The sequence below is a fragment of the Treponema sp. OMZ 803 genome (assembly GCF_024181165.1).
In the GTDB taxonomy this organism is placed as follows: Bacteria; Spirochaetota; Spirochaetia; order Treponematales; family Treponemataceae; genus Treponema.
Window position 1 is genome coordinate 2,095,656 of the sequence record NZ_CP051195.1, and the last position, 21,366, is coordinate 2,117,021.

A 21,366-nucleotide genomic window follows, 5' to 3' on the forward strand; every position below is an offset into this window, starting at 1 on the left:
GCAAGCATCAGGAGCACCCGGCAAAGAGTGTTTTTTTCCAACGGGTAATCATTTGCAGCGCTTGAAGCGGTGTGATTTCGTCGGCGTTTGTAGAAAGGATTTCGTTTATAACCATTTCTTCATCACTAAAGAGATTCTTTTCCGGACTCGTTATCTTCTTCTCCGGCACGGTAAAGTCCGTAAGTATGGTAGTACCGGGCACCTGTGCGTTCAGCAGCTCCGTCGCCCGCCGTATGACCGTTTCCGGCAGCCCGGCAAGTTCCGCAACGTGTACCCCGTATGAATGGGCTGCGATCCCTTCGATAACCTTCTTTAGGAATACGATTTTTCCTTCGGTTTCCAATACATCCAAACAAAGCTTTTGCAGCCGCGGATGGGTGAGCTGCGCTAATTCATGGTAATGGGTTGCAAAGAGCGTTTTTGCCCCGATCGTATGCAAAAGGTATTCGCTCACCGCCCGCGCGATTGAAAATCCGTCTCCCGTCGAAGTCCCTCTTCCGATTTCGTCCATGATAACAAGACTGTTGACCGAAGCATTCCGCAGGATGTATGCGGTTTCGGTCATTTCAACAAGGAAGGTGGATTCCCCGCGGGCGAGGTTATCGCTTGCACCGACACGACAAAAAATACAGTCGACGGGAGTGAGCAGTGCTTTTTCCGCCGGCACAAAGGATCCTATCTGTGCAAGCAGTGTAATGAGCGCCGTTTGCCGCAAAAAGGTACTTTTACCCGCCATATTGGGGCCGGTAATGAGCGCAAAAGAGGGAATATCCGAAACGGGGGAAGAAGAAAGCCGTATACTGTTCGGCACGAATTCGCCCGTCGGCAGATGATTTTCTACAACAGGGTGCCGACCATCGCGGATATCCAAGAGGCCGTCGGCGGAAAATTCCGGTTTTACCCATGCATGGAGCGCTGCCGTGTATGCAAAAGATTGCAGCACATCTAATTCCGCGATTTCTTTTGCAAGGAGATGCAAAAGCTCAATTCGATTGTATACTTCCGTATGTACTGCAAAAAACAGCTCTTTTTCGCACGTGATAATATTTTCGCCGACATCGTTCAGCTTCGTTTCAAGCTTACTTAAAGCCTCAGTTGTAAAGCGATCGGCCGTTGTCAGTGAGCGCCGTTTAATAAAATGCTGAGGAATTTCTGCCGTTTTCAGGCTGCCGCGGGTTACCTCAAGGAAATAGCCGCTTAACCGGTTATACTTGATTTTTAAGTTTTTAATCCCCGATTTTTCCCGCTCTTTTTCCAAATAGTTTTCTAAAAGCTTATTGGCGTTATCCCGCGTATCGCGCAGCTCATCCAGTTTTTTTGACCAACCCTGCTTAATCAGTCCGCCTTCGGCAAGGACAATCGGACAATCTTCGGCGATGCTATTATCCAGAAGCGTATAGATCCGCTCCATATCATCGCTCAACTTTTGCGGCAGCTGTAAAAAAAAGAGGCTATTGCTTTTACTCAGCCGGGCAAGCTCGATGCAGGCTTTAAGGCTTTGCTTAATCCCCAGCAGATCCTTTCCATGTGCCCGCTGCATTGCTACCCTGCCGGTAAGCCTGTGTATATCAAGCACTGCAGCGAGTATGTTCCGCACGGCAGCGAGCGCCTTTTCATTGCGAAAAAGTAGAGCCGTTTTATCAAGCCGTGCGTTTATTTCTGCGGCAGTTCTGAGCGGATGGTAGAGCCAGTGCCGCAAAAGGCGCGTCCCCATCGCCGTCTTTGTATAATTGACGGTTTCAAACAAGGTAAAAGAATCCGTATTATCGTGCAGGTTCTGCAGTAGCTCAAGGTTTTTGCGCGTTGCATCGTCCATCATCACAAAATCGGAATCGCGGTATACCTTTATACCTGTAATATGGGGCAGAGCAGCTCCTGTCGTTTGATCCAAATACTGGAGCAGCAGTCCTGCCGGCGGTAATTCGGGAGAAGCGGACGTTAAGGAAAAGGATTTAAGGTTTTCGGTACCAAAGCACGCACAAAGCCTCTTTTCGGCGGACGAAGCGGAAAAATGCCAGTCGGGATAGAGGTTTTGCAGCATCTGCGGATACTCTCCGCACAATGTTTTTAAAGCCGGTACCGAATCGGCAAGCGATATTTGAATAAGGATTTCCCGCGGCTGTACACGGCCAAGCTCTTTCTTGAATTGCTCTGCAAAATCGGCACGCGGAAATGAAGTAGCAAAAAACTCCCCCGTACTGACGTCAAGATACGCAAAACCGATAAACACATCCGTAACAGTACCGTAGGTAATTTCTTTCGGTGTACAGTAAACGGCAGCCAGATAATTATTTTGCCCTTGTTCAAGAAAATCCTCCCCCGTAGCGGTGCCGGGGGTAATCACTTCTACAATTTTTCGCTCGGTAAGTTCGCCGGGTACGACATCGGAGACCTGTTCACAAATCGCAATTTTTTTTCCGGCACGCAGCAAACGCGCAATATAAATACGCGAAGCATGATACGGAATGCCGCACATAGGACTTCCCGTCCGCTGTGTCAGCGTTAGGTTCAGCAGTTTACTCACCTCGATCGCATCGTCATTGAACATCTCATAAAAATCGCCTAAGCGAAAAAAGAGAACAGCATCTCTATACTGTGCCTTGATTGAGAGATACTGCTGCATCATCGGGGTGATAGACGCCGGCTTTGTCATATCAATTCGAACTGAGTTCTCGGATAACAGTTTCCGTAATATCGACAGTCGGACTATACCAGATAATCGCTTCACCCTGTTGTAAGTTCAGTACCATCGTATAGCCTTGACTCTCTGCCACTTTTTTAATCGCGGCATAAAGGCGGGAATAAAACACATCATCGCTTACCAAGCTTTTCCGCAACATCGCCAACTCATCATTACACGCCTTAGAATATTCAAGCAAAAAACTTGTCTTTGCGTCGATTTCGGCCTGGTATTTTTGAACGGCATCGGATTTTCCGATTGCTTCCGCATCTACTTTTTTTTGGCGAAGCGCGATAATTTCATCGGACATCCGCTGTATTTCAGCCTGATACTTTACCTGTTTTGCCTGATAGTCACGAACGGAACGGGAATCCCGCAAAAAAGTAGAGTAAATACGGGAAGTATCGACCACTGCAAAACGGGTTATCTGCTGTGCCGATAATGCAACGGCACCCGCCACAAGACAGAATAATATAAAAGCATATTTTTTCATCTATTTACTCCTCTTATAGGTTTGGTACATTAAACGATAATACAAACCGCCAGTCGGCGCCTTTACCGTTGCCCCAAACCGGCTTTCCATTTTGTGATTTAAAGGTATTGGCAAACATCAGCCGTAACGGGAATTGCGGAATAACAAAGCGTAACCCCGGTCCAAAGCTGAAATAGTAATCATCGAATTTAAAGGTCTTTAAATCTGCCAAATCTTTTTTAATGGCAGCCGCATCGACAAAAAAGTCAAAGGATAGGATACCGTGTGCGAGCGGCCATCTAAATTCTATCCAATGGTTTATCAACACATTCCCTTTACCGGTCGATCCCAGCGTCAGCCATCCCCGACCGGTAAACATACCGTCAATAGCGAGTTTACTGCTATCTCCGATATGACTGTTCGGCATCGGAATCTGGAACGAAAAGCCCGTATAAAAAGCCAGTACAAACTTTAGGTTCCAAATTCCAGAAACAGGATAATCGACAAGAGTAATATATGCTTCCGCTTTTGTTTCGGAACGGAAGAAATATTCATCTTCGACTTTTGGTATAAGGCCAAAGAAAGAGGCCTGTTCACTTAGGAACCAGCCCTTACTCGGGTCATAGGTAATATCGCGTCCGTCAAGCGAGAGGCGTGTCCAAACCGAGTTGCTGAGCCGCCATTTAGCCTGCTGCTGCCGTACCGTCGGATCGGCTGCACGATAGAGCGTAGTATCGTAGAAGTTCTTGACCAATGAAAAGTTAATTCCCCCGCGCAACGTAGTGGTAAAGAAACGGTTATACCATCGATAGCCGGTATGAACGCCGAACGTTGTTTCAAAGCGGTCATAACGCATCCGATAAGCATTTGCCAAGTCCTTATTTTTTTCAAATTCTTCTTTATTTTTAAACGGTCCGTAAGGGAATACCATATCTTGATAATCAAACAACAATTTATGCGTAAGCGACAGGTCAAAACCGAGCGTCAGCGGATAGCCGAGAAACCAATTTTCAGCATAACCGAGCTGGAGCGTTTGATTGTCCGTTGCTGCAGTCGCATTAACCGATAGTTCGTTCCCGCGTCCTGCAAGATTTCGTTCCTGCCACTGAACAAATAACGAAAGCGGGAAACTGTCTGCATCAGAGATGCCCGAAAACGTAATCCCGAATTGAATACTGGCCGTCGACTGTTCTTCAACATTGAGGATAACATCGATCAGATTCTGCTCGGAACCGGGCTGTACATCCGGTACAACCGTAGAGAAATAACGCAGATTAAATAAATTGCGCAAACTGTTGGTAAACTTTGATTTAGAAAATACATCGCCTTGCTCGAATAAAAGCTCGCGGAGTATAACGTAATCTTTTGTCCGCTTATTACCACGAATAATAATATTTTCGATATGGCTTCTACTCCGTTCAACAATAGTAATCACAAACGATACTTTCTTAGTTGTTGAATCCCGCTGCATTGCTTTTGCAATATAATTAGAAGTATAACCGCTTTCAAAATACATATCGGCGATGGCTTGAAAGCCTTGCTCAAATCTGGTCATATTCAAAACATTGCCGGGTGTCAATCTTATTTTTGCAGTCAAGTCTTCGGTAGAAAAAATCTTATTTCCTTCAAAAGAAGTCCCGCCGTAAGTATACTGTTCGCCTTCCATAATGACATACGTCAGCTTTACCATGTTTTTTTGCGGATCGGATTCGGAATCTATATCCCGAATAATATTTTCAACGTGTGCATCGATATAACCACGTTCACCGTAGAATTGCTGTATAGCTGTCTTATCTTCTGCGAGCAGATTTTCTTGAAAGATTCCCTTTACGAGAAATTTTGCCGGTTTGGTAAGGAGGACTCCTTTCAGAGCCTTTTCTCCTATAGCAACGTTACCTTCAAACGCGACGGCAGAAACAATCGTCTGCTTCCCTTCTGTAATAGTAAATTCAAGGATAATACCGCCTTGCGGACTATCGGATACACTTGAACTCACAACAGCCGATGCATAACCTTTTTCTATATAGTAATTTTTGATGGTTTGTTCGTCGGCATTCTTTTTTATCTCATTGTAGATATCACCTTTTTTCAACAGTACCTTGGATAAAATATCGCCGCGTGAAATTTGATGATTTCCCGTTACTTTTATCAGTGTAACGACCGGTTTTTCGGTTACCTCAAATTCAAGCCGAACATACTGGTAATCGATGTCGGCAGGAACCGCTTTGGGTATAATATTGGAAAAGTAATCGAGCGCATATAATTTTTGCAGTATTTCCGAGTACGTTGCATCGGAAAAGGGCTTCCCTTTAAATGAATCAAAAATTCCGTCCATTTCGGTTTTTGATACACTATTCAATCCCTGAAAAACAATGCTTGATATCGGTTTGTTTTCATACCAATTATCGGGAGCTTGTGCCCATAAAAAGCAGAAGGATAACATGAGCGCCGTTACGGCTATCACCTTTTTTAACATTAAAGACTCCTCTATTTCATTTACATTAACATTATATTATCCAAACAGTACTACCGTCCCGCATCCTTTCCAAACTACGGGATAATACTATTCTTTAGGGTATTGAGTTTAATATGAATATTTCCATGAAAAAGTCAATGCAGTATCTCCTACAAATAAGGTATCCGGTTTTGTCGGGGCAACCGACCAACGGAGCAGGAAGAAGGGCGTTGCCATTTCCAAACCGATTTCAGGTTGAAATAAAAGATCCTTATAAACAGGACGCTTTGAACCGCCGTTTTTAAGCGATTTTGAATCATAGTGGCTTAGGTGCAACAGCGCATCCGCATAGATAGCCGAACCGAAATATTTCCCTATATAAACACTTGTATTATCAAGATAGTTACTCATTGTTAAAGTAGTATTCTGATTTGCCGTGAACAAGTTGCCGAAAATAGCATTCTGCAGCAGCAATGTACGGAAAGAAAAAGCATCCAGTCTTAAAAAATCCCTGACTTTACTTTCCACTTTTTTGAGAAAGCCCACTTGTGCAAGAATATCGGAACTGGAAACCAGCAGATTTTGCCATAGATTATCTTTTCCCGTATCCCCGATAGCCACTTGACCCAATAATTGCATAATCTCATTCGTAGAACGGGGCGGATCCGAGCTGATTTCCGGATTAAAACTGAATAATGATTGATCCTTTGCCGTCAAGACAAGCCGTAGCGGCTCACCGTTACTATCACGATCGCGAATCTCTGCCCTTAATGTTACCAACGGTTCAATTTCCTTAGCTACATCCGCAAAGGTGATAGCGCCTTCACGGATATAGAAACTGCGCTTAATATAGAAGACTTCTCCTCCCCGCATCTTTATATCACCTTTCATTGTAAAGTCACCGGTTCCAGCATCGGCAATCAATGAAAGCGGGGCATCGGTAGGGACAAGCGTTCTTAAGATCGGAAAATCTGCGGTAGGCCAGCGGAATTCGGCTTTATGGCCAAACTGTAAATCGAGCTTCATATCAAAAGCGACACCCTGCTCCCCTCCGTATTTAGCATTGAACTTATCAAGATCGTTAAATTTAAACACAAAATACCCTGAATCAAATGTTGCAGACCCGTATACACCGACAAGCGTAGGCGTTACTTTTATTTCAACAGTACAGCCGGCAAGACCGTCTGCTTTGAACAAGATATTATCAGTCTTAAATACACCCATCTTGGTTCCCAACGTTCCGCATTGGACTGAAATATTGTTAGGAATCCAACCTGAAAATTCTGCGGTACACCGTGCCCAAATATCCGTCGACGGGCCTTTCAATACGGTATACGGTACCTCTAGACCCGTACCGTCCGCAATAATATCGAGTAAAACAGGGCCATACATTTCCGGTGCATAGTGGGGTGAGTTGACGGTTATATCTTGCCCGACTAATTTCCCGTTAAACTCAGGCTCTATCGGCTTGCCTCCGATCGACAAATCTCCGGTAAGTGTTCCGCCGTAAAAAAGTACATAATCCAAGCCGGTTATATCCCATATCCGCTTAACATCGGCACGGATACCCGACACTTGCAAATTTAAAGCATCCTTTTTCACCGTACCGTCCAAATTAAGCTTAAGCGGAAGCGATTCCGCTAATTGGAGCGAAACGACACCATCGTCTAAAATAAAGCCGGTTATATCATCATTCTTCCCTGCATAAAACGCAGTAACGCCCGGATCACGGATCATTGAAAGCGGCACAGGATCTTTTCCCGTAAAATCGCCGAACCGCCAATTGCTCAAGTAGGTGTTAATCGTAAAGCGCTCCGTTACGTTTTTAAGTCGGGAAAACAATGCCCGTTTCGTTTTTTCATCAGGTTGTACGCCGGTATACTCAGTACCGATATGAGCCTCCAGCTGTTTGTCGGCAATCATACCGGTATAATCGGCTTCGAGCTTTCCGGTCATCTCAGCCAGAGAAAAACTACCCACTATATCGGAAACCTTATGCGCACCCCAGTCAAGCTGTGTAATATTCAGTTCCGCTTTTTCATCTTCTACCGTCAGGGAACCGGCCAGATTCAAATTCTCTCCTTGCACAAACACTGAAAGTTCAGACAAATTCAATCGAGCTGAAAAGGAACCCTGCGCAACCGAAAAAGCAGTATCGGCCGACACAGTATGTCCCTTTCCCTGAGTATATAAAAAGCGGGCCAACGAAATATTATCGAGTTTAAGCGATCCGTCTGCACGGATATCTCCGCTTGAAAGATCGAGATTTGCTGCAAGCTCAAGCTTTTCGGTGGCATCGGGAGAAACAAGATTCATCTCGGCAGTGTAGCTTTGTCCGCCCTCACCATCAGGCGCAGGAGCCGCTGTTACGGCCAACATACCGGTAAGAGCGGCGTCTTCACCAAGTTTTACTTCAGACAAAAACAATCCCGAAGGATCCGCTTTTCCCATAAAATTAAAGCCAATTTTTGCCGGAGTCAATGAAGCAGGAGCTCCGTAACTGATATATCCGGCGTCGATAGTATAAAGCCAATCCGCACGATTATGATACTGAAACTCCGAATCCAAGGTTAAAAAGAGGGGCAGAAAAGGTAGCGGTATTTCACTGGTCTTAACGGTTCCCTTAAATCCCGTACCTTTTTCATAGAGGGCGCTAATTGCAAGACCATAGTCACCGTAAATACTGAGAACATTCTGAGAAAAAAATCCCTGTACCTGATAGCCGATTGAGTTAATAGCTAAAGAGCTGGTAAAAATAATATCGCTTAAATGCTCAAAATCGGCATTGACATTTCCACGGACGGACATATTTTTATAGGACAGTTCGATATCGGTCAATGCAAAGGAAGATTGATTACCCTTTACCGATAACAGTGCATAAAAGTCATTTAGTATATTTGAAACTAAAATGAACCTGGTGCAGTTGTATGAGAAACTGCGCAAATCACTTGAAATGTAAAATTCGGTTGTGCATTGGAGCGATTCGACCGCTTCATGCGGTATATCTACGCCGGGAACAATCGCCTGAATAAAGCCGCAGATTGTACCGATACCCACGGCATCGAATGCCCCATGCAGTTCTGCAAAACGGGGAGAAGCAGATGCGCTACCATTACCTTCATTATAAATATAGGATCCGTCAAAACGATACTTTCCGTATCCGTCTTCGGCAGATAAGGTATAATCGGCCTTCTGCGCCGAAGGGGTAACAGTCAAAGTGATGTTATGAAGGGCTCCTTCGCCGACAATTAGCTTCGGTATTTTGCAAAAGAATGTCCTTCCTTGCTTTAAGAAGTGAAAATCTGCCGCTACCGAAGCGCCGGTTGGAAGATTAAACCGTTTTATGGATGCCTTCCCTGTAGGGATTATAGTGTTGAGGTTAAAAGTAAATTCGGAAAAGACATCTACATCTGCCCCTGATAATGAAAGCCGTGAAACGTCGATCTCTGCATCCTTTCCTTCAGCCGCAAGCTGCAAACGAGAAGGTGCAAGCCGATATGAAGGGAGCTGCAGCGACGGCAGAGCAACAGTTAAATCGGTAGCCCATTGGATATGCTGTCCTGAACGCATAAATTGAAAGTTACCGGACATTGTCATAGAGGCAAATTGGGTGAGGCTTATGGGGGCATTGTATACCCTAACGGACTGCAAAGGGGCAAAATCTTTGCAGCTGAATCTTCCGGTTATATCGTTTGTTGCAATATTCCAGTTTGCGGTAAAGTCAACCGGCTGGAAATCTTGCATGGTATTAAAGGTAAAAACTTTATCACGATAATCCGCAAACAGTTTTACCCGATATATGCCGAACCGATCGGTAGAAATACGAGAGAAGTCGGCAACTGCCGAACCGGCAGTTAAATTTTTGTCAAACTTCCCTTCAATGGTGAAGCCCGTCTCGGCCTGACCGATGGCTGTATAATCAGTATTGCGGTAAGAAGCAGTACAGCTCAGGCTAATCGTGATTGCCTCCGCATCAATGCCGACATATCCGTCCGCTATTTTTGCATTTATATCGTGTACAACATTTTTAAACCGCAAGCGGACATTCTTAATATGCACATTCAACATTTGAGCAGAAAGGAAAGAAAAAATCCGCTCGGTATTTGCCGGGGGTTGAGCGGAAGTTCGGACGTGCGTTGCCACGTTAAGCTTTTCAGCAAGTGCTTTATTATGCACTAAGTCTATATCTATAAATCCGTCGGCAATATTCACGGAATCTAAAATTTCGGCAGTATTTCCCCATAAAAGCGCCCAGAACCGATATTGGATGGAAAAATCTTCAAAAGAAGCAATTTCAACACTGTGTTCAGCGTCATAAACTTTTACATTCCGCAACGAAATCGATCGCATGATTGAAGGAGATAACGATTCATACGACAGGCGTACATTATACGTTTGCTCCAGTTCCGTCAAAAGTACCGAACGTACTGCCGCCAACTTTTTTTCCAGCGTTTGCATCAGAGGGCGAAGCGCCGCAAAAGAGAGGATAAGTATACATAAAAATAACAAAAACTCTACTTTAGTTCGCGCGGCAGGTTTCATTAGGGGGCTATTATATCAAAAAAGAAATTGTTATGATAGATAAGCATGCTAGACAAACACATCAGACTTCTTTTGAAAATATATGGCGCATCTACTGCGTCGTACGCTGAAAATAAATGCTCAACGTATCATAGATACGCCTCCGCTTTATTTTCAGCTAACTCCTTGTATCTACACCATCTATTTTCAAAAGCACTGATTCTACGCAGTCTCCTGAACTCTGGTCTCACCGCCTCATTTTTTTCTGCGCTTTTATCTATCCTGCCTGATGTGTTTGTCTGCCGGCTGGAAAAAAGGAAGAACTAAGGAAAAACTATAGATGATTTTGAAAAATTTTGTGGTGTTTGAGGGGCTGGACGGGACGGGGACGACGAGTCAGCTGAGGTTGTTACAGGAAGCGTTTACAGCTCGCGGGCGGCAGGATGCTGTGCACTTTACCTGTGAACCGACCGGAGATTCCATCGGGAAGTTAATCCGCGAAGCGCTTTCCGGTGCAGCGGGCTTTGATGCAAAGACGATTGCGTATCTTTTCGGAGCGGATCGCTGCGAACATATATATGGTAAAGAAGGTATTTTAGAACAGCTCAAAGCGGGGAAGGCGGTCTTTTCCGACCGCTATCTGTTTTCCAGCCTTGCCTATCAGGGGCTCGCGGCGGGAAAGGAGTTGGCGCAGGCAATCAATGCACCGTTTCCGCTCCCCGAATACCTTTTTTTCTTTGACCTGCCTGCGAAAACTGCGATGGAACGGATCGGAAAGCGAAACATCCCGCGGGAAATATACGAAAAAGAGGCGTTTCAACAAAAAGTCGCGGACGAATACCATGCCATTTTCCGGTATTATGCGGAAACGGCGCCGGATATGCGGATTATTCGCATCGATGCCGCCCAAACAATAGCAAAAATTCACGAAAACATCTGGAGCATTGTCTGCAGTTTGCCGATAGTATAAAGGATGAAAAGGCATTTTTGCTTATCCGCAGTGTTACTTTTTTTCTCTTTCGCCCAAACAGCGATGCTGCCTGCATACTTTGTAACGTATAAAGAGCAGTATTATAAGTTGTACCATATTCATTATCAGCAGTATCCCGACGATACGCTTGAGAATATCTATTGGCTTGAAAAGGCGATCAATGCGGATTTCTGTAATCCCTTGTATGCGTTGGGTAAGATAAACGACAGAACGGACTGGGAAAAATACCGGTACCTGTTTATGATGCACTTAAACCTCAAAATGGTAGAACAGCACCTGAGGCTCGGCATGAAATACGATAAACAGGTCGCGTACTTTTATAATGCGCCGTGGAAAGAACAAAACATCGAAAGCTTGAAGATGGCCGAAGATTGTTATAATACCGCCTTATTTTATTGGAAAGAAGCAACACTTTGGGCGGAAAAGGCAAATGTGCGGAAGTTTCAGTTCCTTTTTTTAACCGACCTACAGTATTGGGAGGATGAGCGAGAACGGATCGCGCAAAAAAAGCTCAACTACGAACGCACAATAACACGAGAATTGGAACGGCTCGCCAAAGTCCGCGCCGAATTTATGCAGATGGAAGACACATATTGATTACCATCCAGGGCAAATACATCAGGTTGTTTTTTACAACCCCGCAGAATAATGGAGATTGGGCAACCAGAGCTGCCAAGGATGGCAGTGGTTCCATGCAGCAGCGATGTTTTGTGCACGCACAAAACTCGCCTTCAACGGTTGTACACGGATGTACAACCGTTGAAGATGGTTCAAATGGTCTCACAACCTCCATTATTCTGCGGGAAACGCGAACATTGTACTTCCTTGTACAATGTTCGTGTTAAGTTTTTCTAGCGAAAAACTTGCTGCTGATTAGTATCACCGCCATCCGTGGCGGATATGAAAAATTAGTCTGGTACGTTTTCCCTGAATGCGAATGCTGGACAGGTAAGGCGTTAATTGGTATACTTAACTATTAGCATTGTATAAAGAGGTGCAAAAAGTGTCCCGAACACGAGGGTATAAGAAAACCGAAAACAACATTGTACGATATATATCGAAACAGATAAAGAAAGCAGCCGAAGCGGTTCTGCATTTTTTTAAGAGCGTCATTGCAGGCGGCAGGAAGAAACTGACTATTATGATAGTTCCGCACTCACAAAAGAAGGTGCTGAATTTTCAGACAAGTATTTTTAGTTTACTTTTTACATTGATCGCGATTATCGGCTTTTTCTCATCATTTTTTTGGTTTGCACACAAAACTGCCGTGTCGGTACAAGACCTGTCCGCTACCAAAGAGGAAGCTCGTAAAGCGCAGGCAAGTTTGGATGTATTGCGGGATGAAACAAATGAACTTTTAAAAACGGCGCGAAATTTTCAAACAGCGCTTACTTCAACGTTTTCTTCGCTCGGCTTAAAGACTGCTGTTCCTGTGGGGCAGGCCACAAACGGAGACTTGTCCTTCTTATTCAATATGCACGAGGTCGCGGAAGGCTCGCTGAAAGAGGCTGCGGAGCTGCAGCAACTGACTTCGTACCTTAACGATGCCGTTTTGCCGGTACAGGAAATGGGAAAACTCCTTAATATGCAAACTACCCTCTTTTCCGATATTCCGAGCTTGTGGCCGATTAAGGGCGGCATCGGGCATATTTCGATGGCGTTCGGCCAGAACCGGCACCCGTTTACCGGCCAATGGTATATTCATAAAGGAATAGACCTTTCTACCTATCGTTCGGGAGATCCCATCGTGGCGACTGCCGACGGACAGGTGGTTACCGTAGAATTCGATCCCGGCTGGGGAAATTATATCATCATTAAGCATAAGCACGGTTTTTACACCCGTTACGCACACATGCAATCTTACCGCGTTACCAGAGGCGAGTACGTACAGCAGGGGCAAACCATCGGATATATCGGGACAACCGGCGTTTCAACCGGACCGCATTTACATTATGAAGTGCATATCGGTTCCGATGTCGTAGATCCGATTAAATATCTGAATATAAAAGCTTCCAACACAAAACAATAGTATGGCAAAAAAAAACTTTATCGATGATATTTCGGTCAATACCATTGTAGGGCCGGGAGCACTGATATCGGGGAATGTAACGGTGTCGGGGCTTTTGCGGATAGATGGCGATATAGACGGCAACGTGCAAACCCAAGGACGCGTTATTATCGGGGAGGATGCCCGAATACGGGGGAACATCAGGGCAGCTTCGGTGAGCGTCGGAGGGATTGTGCAGGGGGATATTATTGCGCCGGATTATGTTATCATTCTTTCTTCGGGAATGGTGATAGGGTCGGTTCTGACAAAAAAACTGCGGGTCGACGATGATGTTATCCTGCACGGATTTTGCTCTGCAACCGGCGAGCAAACCGGCTTTGAGGAAGCGGAAAAAAAGTATCTTAACCGACAGGCTCTGCATTCATCCACTTTTTCTTATTCAAAATAAAGGAGAAAGATGGGAAACCAGATAGAGAGTTCGAGCTATGCAGCGGGGATAACCGTCCAGCCGTCTCTGCAAACAAAAACGGCACAATCGGAAAAAGACAAAAAAAAACTAAATAAATTTAAAGAGATGCTGCGAAGCGTCTTACCTCAAACACAACCGGAAAACGAAGCCGACATACTCGAACAACTGAGCAAATTACCTCAAGAGGAAGCAATCGCGTTACTCCAAGATGATGTCCGATCCGCCGGTGATACGTTGCGGACTCATCAAAATCCCCAAACGATTTTACGATATAAGCAAGCGGTTAAAAACTTTATCGGTTATGTCGCACGCGAAGCATATACGGTTACGACACGGACTCATTTACGACGCGATAAGACCAACCACTTACGGCCGCGCTCTTTTACCCAAATTGTCATTATCAATGAAAAACTCGATAAGTTTGCCGGTGAGCTGCTCTGCGATCAAAAAAGCCAGCTTTTTATTTTGGAGCGACTTGAAGAAATATACGGCTTGATTATAGATTTAATTACCTAACGGGAGTACAAAATGGATGTTGAATTTGAAGAAACATATACCGAATATGAAGAAATAGATGATTTAAGCGTTTTGGAAGATACCGATGATATACCGCAGGTTGAAGAACCGCTGCAAGAGGGAGCTTTTCCTCAACCGCTCTATCAGTTAAAACTTGAATATTCACAAGAAACTTTTTATGCAACAACGACGGAATTAAACCTGCAAAGCGGAGACTATGTTATTACCCCCACACGCTACGGAGACGATATGGCTCATGTAATGGGGTTGGTACACCATCCCATCAGAGTGGCAATTAAGGATATTGTTACGGTTACCAGAAAGGCAACGGATGAGGATTTTCAGCGGCAAAAAGAAAATCTGAAAAAAGAAAAAGAAGCAAGCGCTCTTTTTAAAGAAAAAGTACTTATCCATAAGCTCGATATGAAGTTGGTTGACTGCCACTATTTGCTGGAAGACCCTAAAGTGATTTTCTTTTTTACTGCGGACAGCCGTATCGACTTCCGTAAGTTGGTTAAAGATTTGGTTGCTATTTTGCGTCTTCGTATCGAGCTGCGGCAAATCGGTGTTCGCGACGAATCGAGAATAGCGGGTGGTATCGGCTGCTGCGGCCGACCGTTTTGCTGCCACGCCGTAACTGACAAACTGCGACCGGTATCCATCAAGATGGCAAAAGAGCAAAATCTTTCGTTAAACTCGCTCAAAATATCGGGACAATGCGGCCGCCTACTTTGCTGCCTAGCGTATGAGTATGACTGGTATGTGGAAACCCGAAAAAAGCTGCCAACCATCGGTACCAGCCTCTACTACGACAATACCCTGTTCCGCATCAGCGAGATAAATCTGATTACCGGCATTATCGCACTTTCGGGAGACGACGGGAGAGTCATTTCCATGCCCGTGCAGCGTCTTTCTCAACAGCACGGAAAATGGAAAATCAATTAGCACCGTACCGGAGCTCAAAATCAACGTTTCATCTTACTAGACGCCTCTAAAAACTTGGTTAAATTTTTAGAGGTTTTCTACTACTCTTTTTTCAGTTTGAGCGTATTGCCGCTCAGTTCCGTCGTCCATTCCTGCTCGCTTGGCGCCATCTGCTTGGTTATGGGGAACTTGTTGATATCACTTGCTTCAAGCGTATAAGAGCTGCTTCCTTTTACAACTTCCCGCCCCTCAGTATAGCCAGAATTGCTTCCCACTGTGAGCGTTGCCGCGTGTGGTTCTGTAAGCGCTCCGGTAACGGTGATATACGCATAGTCGGTAGAGCTCAAACCGCCCAAATGCACATCATTATTTTTATCAACTGTTGCACTTCCGGACATCACAACCTTCGTACTGTTAGTTTCCAGATACATACCCTTTCCCAAACCGGGCAGAGCGGAAACGGTATTACCGGTTACAGTGCCTCCGGTAAAGCTTAGTATATTATTGTAGCGGAGATATATTCCGCCGCAAATAGAGTTTGCGTTATTCTCCTTTATCGTAGGTGTTTTAGAATCATGTTCTTTTATAGAAAGTTTATACTCTGAAGTAATTCCGCCGCCACTGTCTGCGATATTATTGGAAATAGTAGAATTGCCGGACACGACAATTTCACCATTATTGCTACCATGAGCGTTACCATGAATACCACCTCCGTATCCGGCTTCATTGCCGTTAATAACACCGCCCATCATATCCAATATACCATGAAGCACAAAAACACCTCCGCCACTTCCCTGTTTTTTATGGGATGGATCTTCATATGAGGCCTTATTCCCGGAAATTTTACTATCATCGCCGCTCATCTTAAACGAGCTATTGCTCGTAACGGCAACACCGCCGCCGTATCCGGCTTCATTATCGCTGATGGTACCGCCCTTCATCGTAAAGGTAGCACCGGAAGTACCACCATCTACACTATCCCCTACGCATACGCCGCCACCTGTATGTCCAAAATATTGCTTATCCCCCTCAAGCGCTTTGTTATTTTCTATGGAGCCGGCCTTCATCTCGAATATTGCGCCGTCACACACGCACACACCACCGCCTATTGTCGAAAGGTTCGAGCCGCTGCCTGCCGTTTTAACTTCGTTATCGGAGATTGAGGGGGAATTCCCTTCCATAATGAACTTACTTCCGCTGCCGCTGACGCAGACGGCGCCTCCCATCGCTTTTGAACCGACGGAGGTTCCTTTTGTAGTTGCCGTATTGCCGCTTATCGTGCCGCCTCCCATCGTAAACGTTGCACCGGCGTTAACGTATAGTCCGTGCCATACGTCGGCTGCGGCGAAAGCCCGGGAAAGCGGATAACCTTTCCCGCATCGGCGGGAGAAGCAGCAGGCATAACGAGCCTAAAGTTTTTAGGATTGTGCAGGTTAACCGTAACCGTTACATCGGTATCGGTTCCATCATCAGCAATGGACGGTACACACAATGCACCGGCAGCATTCGTTGAATACGACGGATTGATGCGGTAGTCCGTAGCAATCACCTCCGCCGCCCAACGACTTAAATATTCGTCTATATCTGCGGTAAACGGCTTACAGGTTGTACAAAAGAGGATTAAACATATTCCGGTTAGAGTGGCATAAACTCTGCGCATGTATTATTTAATAAGACGGTCATAAGAGGTTTGCACTCTTTGGGTTTTTGATATCTTATCGGTCGGCTGCGGCGCCTTATTGAGTTTACTGAGGTATGCATATAACTTATCAGAGGTATCTTGGCTGATTGCATGTTCCATTTCGCACGCCTCGCGGTCGGCGGTATCTTCGTCTACACCCAATATATCGGTCAAGAACTTGTACAGCGTGTTATGCCGTTCACGAACGTTTTTTGCGACAGCACATCCGCTTTCGGTAAGACGCACCAACCCGTACGGTTCATGCTCGACAAAACCGGCATCTTTTAACAAGCTTAAACGCTTATTCACGCTCGCCCTCGAAACTCCCAACAAATTGGCGATATCGATTGAACGGACAGACTCGGTACCGTGCGATAAATCATAAATAACTTCCAAATAATCTTCTTGCGAAGCTGAAACTCTTGCTATCATACGCTTATTATATACCCCTTTGAGTCTGTTTGCAAGTTTTAATTTTCCCGATACCGACTTTCAGTAGCGGCACGGATGAAAAGATGCTCTCCGTAAGCCTTTTGAAATAGACGGTGTAGATACAAGGAATACGGTAAAAAAGTACCGCAGGCGTATCTTTGATACGTTGAGGACACTTTTTTACCGTATGACGCAGTAGATGCACCGTATATTTCAAAAGGAATTGCTTTGTGCTATACTGTCGACATGGTACCCAAAATATGCCTCGTATTGACGGAAAATACAATCGACAAGAATATCCAATTAATCGAGAGGTACCGCCCATGGATCGACATCGTCGAACTGCGGGCAGATTTCCTTGATCCGCAGGAGTTGCTGTATATCCGCGCGTTTCCTAAGATTGCGCATATACCGGCCATTCTAACCATACGCAGATTTTTAGACGGCGGAACATTCAAAGGCGGAGAAGGTTCTCGTATCACACTGTTTGCCCGCGGTCTTGCCTTTGCGGATACCAATCCACTGAATAATTTTGCATATCTCGACCTCGAATCCGATGTGCAGGCGCCGAGTTTGGAAGAAGCGGCGCAGGCTTTTAATATCGGTATTATTCGCAGCCTCCACAGTATCAAAGCACCGATCAAGGATATTGCCGCTAAAATACGGGATATCCGGCGGACGGATGAAGAAATTGTAAAGATTGCATATAAGGCAGACAATCTTACAGAAGCGACGGCGGTATTCAAAGAAGCACAGCAGCTTAATGGGCAAAATATCTTAATTGCTATGGGTAAATACGGTATTCCTTCCCGTATTTTAGCGGCAAAACTACATTCCCCGATTGTATATACCATGCCGCGGGAGTACATCGCAAAGTATCATTTAGAACAGGAATACATCGATCCTATTACGCTCAGCGACTTGTATCACTTTCGCACAATACATGAAAATACCGCAATATACGGGGTTATCGGTACGGATACGACAAGGAGCCTGAGCCCCGCTATTCACAATAAAGGTTTTGAACGAAAAGGGATCAACGCTGTCTATATTCCGATTTCAGCTGCGAACACTCAGGAAGCCATTACATTCGCCGATTGTACAGGGGTAGCAGGACTCTCGGTTACCCATCCGTTTAAATTCGATATTATTCCTTTTTTAGATTCGATCGGCCCCGCTTCGACAGCCTGCGGCGCAGTAAATACGGTACTATTTGACGGCGGTAAACGGCGAGGCTTCAATACCGATATCGACGGTTTTTCGCGGGCTTTACAAGAGTTTTTGAACATTCGAAGCCTTGGCTTTAAACATATTGCGATTATCGGTACCGGCGGAGCGGCTCATGCAATCGCCAATGCCGTACATCTGCTGCATGGAAAAGCTTGTATCTTCGGACGTTCTGCAGAAAAGTCAAAACAGCTGGCGGGGCGGTATAATTTTCACTGGGCGGTATTAGACTCAGCATCCGTTCGCATGCTCAAAAAATATTCCGATGTTATCATACAGGCTACCTCCGTCGGGATGCATGAAGGTGAAGACCCGCTTGAGTTTTACAGCTTTTCGGGTACAGAAAAGGTGTTTGACGTTATCTACACCCCTGAGAAAACAGCACTCTTAAAACGTGCCGAAGCTACCGGCTGCGATATTTGCAACGGATATGATATGCTGAGGTATCAAGCATATAAACAATTCGAACTATTTACAGGAGGTTCCTATGAGTAACACAATAAGTGTTGAAGATCAGAAGATATTAGTTGCCCGTACTGCTATCGATAAATTGATTTCTGAAGGGCTCATTTATTCCGGTATGAAGATCGGCCTCGGAACCGGCTCCACCGCGATGCCTGCCGTAAAACGCTTGGCTGAGTATATTGCAAAGGGGAAATTAAAAAACATCGCCGCTGTCCCTACCAGTTTTCAAACATCGATAGCGTGTGAGGAATTCAACATTCCGATTTTTTCTCTCAGTTCAGGACGAATTAACGGATCGCTAGACTTAACAATTGACGGGGCAGATGAAATCGATTCAAAAAAGAATCTTACGAAAGGCGGGGGTGCAGCATTGCTGCGCGAAAAGATTATCGCGTATAACAGCGAACTATTCGTGGTTATCGGTGATGAAACAAAAAGCGTCAAAACATTAGGGGTGAATTTTCCGCTCCCTATTGAAATTGTACCGGAAGCACGGCTCAGCATTATGAAAAAACTGGAATCTTATGGAGTCTCAATGATTATCCGCGACGGAATCCGGAAAAAGGGGCCGGTTATCACCGATAACGGAAACTTCATTATGGATATAAAATGGCCGGCTAATGCAAAAATCAATCCTGTCAAATTAGAAAGCGAATTGAATGCAATACCGGGCATTATCGAAAACGGCTTCTTTACTCAAAAGCCCCCGCGTGTCTTTTTAAGCCATTCAAACGGAACCGTCGAAGAATTCTAACGCGTGAGAGGATAAAAATCAGAGCAACCGCCCCGGAAGTTAAGCGGTTGCTTTCCTTTTGCGCAAAATTTTGAAAAAATTTTGTGCAGGTTATATTATGAAGAAGGGGAAGAGAGATGAGAATTGGTATATTTGCGGCGGAGCAACAGGAAATTGAAAACATCCGACAAAGTCTGCAAGGGCGGAAAATCGAAAAAGCAGGGCTCGTATTTTATGAAGCGGAACACGGCACGCATACGGTTATCAGTGTGTGCGGCGGAATCGGTAAAGTGAATGCAGCGATTTGTACGCAGCTGCTGATTTCGGAATTCGGTGCGGAGGCGATTATTAACACCGGCACTGCAGGAGGTTTAAACGATTCGCTGCATATATTCGATTTGGTTGTGTCTACCGATGCGGTACAGCACGACGTGGATGTTTCGGTATTCGGCTATGCGAAAGGACAGATCGCCGGTACTGCGTCTCCGTTTTGGAAGGCAGACGACGGTCTACGTACTGCGATAACGGAAACGTTTACCCGTCTGAAAGCAGATCGTGCGGAAGATTTTGCACATACCAACAGCATGATTGCAGGCCGCGTCGCTTCGGGCGACCGCTTTATTGTAGACCCTGCGGTAAAGCAGGAAATTATCTCGACGTTTAAGGCCGACTGTGTCGAAATGGAAGGCGCCGCTGTTGCTCAAACCTGCGTAATGAACGCCGTACCCTTTGTAATATTGCGCTGCATTTCCGACAATGCGGGGGAACCTGCCGCAATCTCGTATCAGCAATTTTCAAAAGAAGCTTCTCGTATTTCTGCCACGCTGGTGTTGCATACGATTGCCCTCCTATAACTTTTGCAAACAGACGGCGCATCTGCGTTGTCACATCATTAAAAGTGTACAAGGATGTAATTTTTGGGCGAGGATGTCCGGGATTTTACACAATAGCGACGTTTTTTACTCTGTAAAAAACTCCGAAGCGGCAGGGCGCGTATAGTTTTGTTCCAGCATAGCTTTATGCGACAGGAACAACGGATCGTCGAACGACTTTGCTTTGGTGTGGCAATGCACAATACAGGCTTGGCACTTTATACAGATACCGGGAACTAATGACACGTCGTTTTTGTCGATCGAACCCATCGGACATACGGCTGCGCAAACGCCGCAGTTGTCGCATTTAGCTTTATCGGTAACCGGTTTTGCCTTTAAGAAATTCACCGGTTTGCCGTCAGTGCCGAGCGGAACATAATAGGCGGTAAGAGCTTCGTTCCTTTTTATCGAGGCATTGGAGAGGGGCAAAGCGGATTTTTGCAGTTTTTCAAAAACGGTATCGGCAAAAGCGGCTATACGCTTCTCATCGGCATCATCCGGTCGCCCGATACCTACCTCGGCAAACGCATGCTTGCACACTACCGCACCGGCACCGATTACCGAAAAATTATTCTTTTCCAACTCCATGTGAAGCTCGCTCAAGGAATTGTCAAAACTGCGGTTACCGAAGGTAACAACTGCTACGGCAGGGGTTCGCTTCCCTTTAAACAGATTTTGCACAAAGGGCAACACTTTATTTGGGATACGCCCTGCGTAAGTCGGTACACCGAAAATAACCAAATCCTCAGACGAATACGTTCTGGCGTCAACATGAGCTGCAGGCAGCGTAAAGTCATCCGATTCAACCGGAAGATTCAGCTTTTGCGAAAGCAACGCTGCCAGCCGTTCAACCACCCGCTTGGTATTGCCGGTAGGGCTAAAAAAAACCGCCTTGATATTTTTAATTGGTTGCATACTCT

17 protein-coding genes are annotated in these 21,366 nt (G+C 45.3%); 9 read left to right on the plus strand and 8 right to left on the minus strand.

From position 1 onward, the window contains the following. Positions 1 to 7: 7 nt before the first annotated feature. From mutS to ABH09_RS09560, 4 genes are all read right to left on the minus strand, one after another. On the minus strand, positions 8 to 2,653 hold the full coding sequence (gene mutS / locus ABH09_RS09545; protein WP_253714211.1) for a DNA mismatch repair protein MutS: 2,646 nt from the start codon (positions 2,651 to 2,653) through the stop codon (positions 8 to 10). 1 nt (position 2,654) lies between these two features. Continuing rightward, entirely contained in the window at positions 2,655 to 3,173 is a 519-nt protein-coding gene (locus tag ABH09_RS09550) for an OmpH/Skp family outer membrane protein (RefSeq protein ID WP_162664091.1), read from the minus strand. Between the two features lie 13 nt (positions 3,174 to 3,186). Further along, entirely contained in the window at positions 3,187 to 5,628 is a 2,442-nt protein-coding gene (bamA, locus tag ABH09_RS09555) for an outer membrane protein assembly factor BamA (protein WP_253714212.1), read from the minus strand. Positions 5,629 to 5,736: 108 nt separating this feature from the next. Beyond that, entirely contained in the window at positions 5,737 to 10,116 is a 4,380-nt protein-coding gene (locus tag ABH09_RS09560; RefSeq protein ID WP_253714213.1) for a translocation/assembly module TamB domain-containing protein, read from the minus strand. Positions 10,117 to 10,468: 352 nt separating this feature from the next. Here ABH09_RS09560 and tmk point away from each other — a divergent pair, with 352 nt between their 5' ends. The 6 genes from tmk to ABH09_RS09590 all read left to right on the plus strand — a co-directional run bounded on the left by tmk (position 10,469) and on the right by ABH09_RS09590 (position 15,057). Continuing rightward, complete coding sequence (gene tmk, locus ABH09_RS09565; RefSeq protein ID WP_253714214.1) at positions 10,469 to 11,098, plus strand: dTMP kinase; 630 nt, start codon at positions 10,469 to 10,471, stop codon at positions 11,096 to 11,098. A gap of 3 nt (positions 11,099 to 11,101) precedes the next feature. Next, positions 11,102 to 11,716, plus strand: a complete 615-nt coding sequence (locus ABH09_RS09570) for a hypothetical protein (protein ID WP_162664095.1) — start codon at positions 11,102 to 11,104, stop codon at positions 11,714 to 11,716. A 406-nt stretch (positions 11,717 to 12,122) separates the two neighbouring features. Further along, positions 12,123 to 13,148: a M23 family metallopeptidase gene (locus ABH09_RS09575; protein WP_162664096.1), complete on the plus strand. Its 1,026-nt coding sequence runs from the start codon at positions 12,123 to 12,125 to the stop codon at positions 13,146 to 13,148. A 1-nt stretch (position 13,149) separates the two neighbouring features. After that, the gene (locus ABH09_RS09580) at positions 13,150 to 13,575 is read left to right on the plus strand and encodes a bactofilin family protein (RefSeq protein ID WP_162664097.1); all 426 of its coding nucleotides are present in this window, start codon (positions 13,150 to 13,152) and stop codon (positions 13,573 to 13,575) included. Positions 13,576 to 13,584: 9 nt separating this feature from the next. After that, entirely contained in the window at positions 13,585 to 14,112 is a 528-nt protein-coding gene (locus tag ABH09_RS09585) for a YaaR family protein (protein WP_162664098.1), read from the plus strand. A gap of 12 nt (positions 14,113 to 14,124) precedes the next feature. Next, complete coding sequence (locus tag ABH09_RS09590) at positions 14,125 to 15,057, plus strand: PSP1 domain-containing protein (RefSeq protein WP_162664099.1); 933 nt, start codon at positions 14,125 to 14,127, stop codon at positions 15,055 to 15,057. Between the two features lie 80 nt (positions 15,058 to 15,137). Here the strand turns inward: ABH09_RS09590 and ABH09_RS09595 are convergent, their stop codons facing one another. From ABH09_RS09595 to ABH09_RS09605, 3 genes are read right to left on the minus strand one after another with little or no spacing between them, the layout of a single operon-like run. Beyond that, entirely contained in the window at positions 15,138 to 16,328 is a 1,191-nt protein-coding gene (locus tag ABH09_RS09595; RefSeq protein ID WP_253714215.1) for a hypothetical protein, read from the minus strand. Further along, on the minus strand, positions 16,310 to 16,696 hold the full coding sequence (locus ABH09_RS09600; protein WP_253714216.1) for a hypothetical protein: 387 nt from the start codon (positions 16,694 to 16,696) through the stop codon (positions 16,310 to 16,312). The genes ABH09_RS09595 and ABH09_RS09600 overlap by 19 nt, the downstream gene beginning before the upstream one ends. 3 nt (positions 16,697 to 16,699) lie before the next feature. Further along, the gene (locus ABH09_RS09605) at positions 16,700 to 17,149 is read right to left on the minus strand and encodes a metal-dependent transcriptional regulator (RefSeq protein ID WP_162664102.1); all 450 of its coding nucleotides are present in this window, start codon (positions 17,147 to 17,149) and stop codon (positions 16,700 to 16,702) included. Between the two features lie 246 nt (positions 17,150 to 17,395). On the opposite strand from ABH09_RS09605, the gene ABH09_RS09610 reads away from it, so the two are divergent. The 3 genes from ABH09_RS09610 (at position 17,396) to ABH09_RS09620 (ending at position 20,428) form a co-directional block, all read left to right on the plus strand. Beyond that, entirely contained in the window at positions 17,396 to 18,871 is a 1,476-nt protein-coding gene (locus ABH09_RS09610; RefSeq protein WP_162664103.1) for a type I 3-dehydroquinate dehydratase, read from the plus strand. Beyond that, positions 18,864 to 19,595 carry a ribose-5-phosphate isomerase RpiA gene (rpiA, locus tag ABH09_RS09615; protein WP_162664104.1) on the plus strand — a complete coding sequence of 244 codons (732 nt, stop codon included), beginning with the start codon at positions 18,864 to 18,866 and terminating at the stop codon, positions 19,593 to 19,595. Before ABH09_RS09610 ends, rpiA begins: the two co-directional genes overlap by 8 nt. Positions 19,596 to 19,711: 116 nt before the next feature. Further along, a complete protein-coding gene (locus ABH09_RS09620) occupies positions 19,712 to 20,428 on the plus strand; it encodes a 5'-methylthioadenosine/adenosylhomocysteine nucleosidase (RefSeq protein ID WP_162664105.1) in 717 nt (238 codons plus the stop codon). A gap of 105 nt (positions 20,429 to 20,533) precedes the next feature. On the opposite strand, the gene ABH09_RS09625 is transcribed toward ABH09_RS09620, so the two are convergent. After that, positions 20,534 to 21,361, minus strand: a complete 828-nt coding sequence (locus tag ABH09_RS09625) for an EFR1 family ferrodoxin (protein WP_253714218.1) — start codon at positions 21,359 to 21,361, stop codon at positions 20,534 to 20,536. Between the last annotated feature and the right edge of the window lie 5 nt (positions 21,362 to 21,366).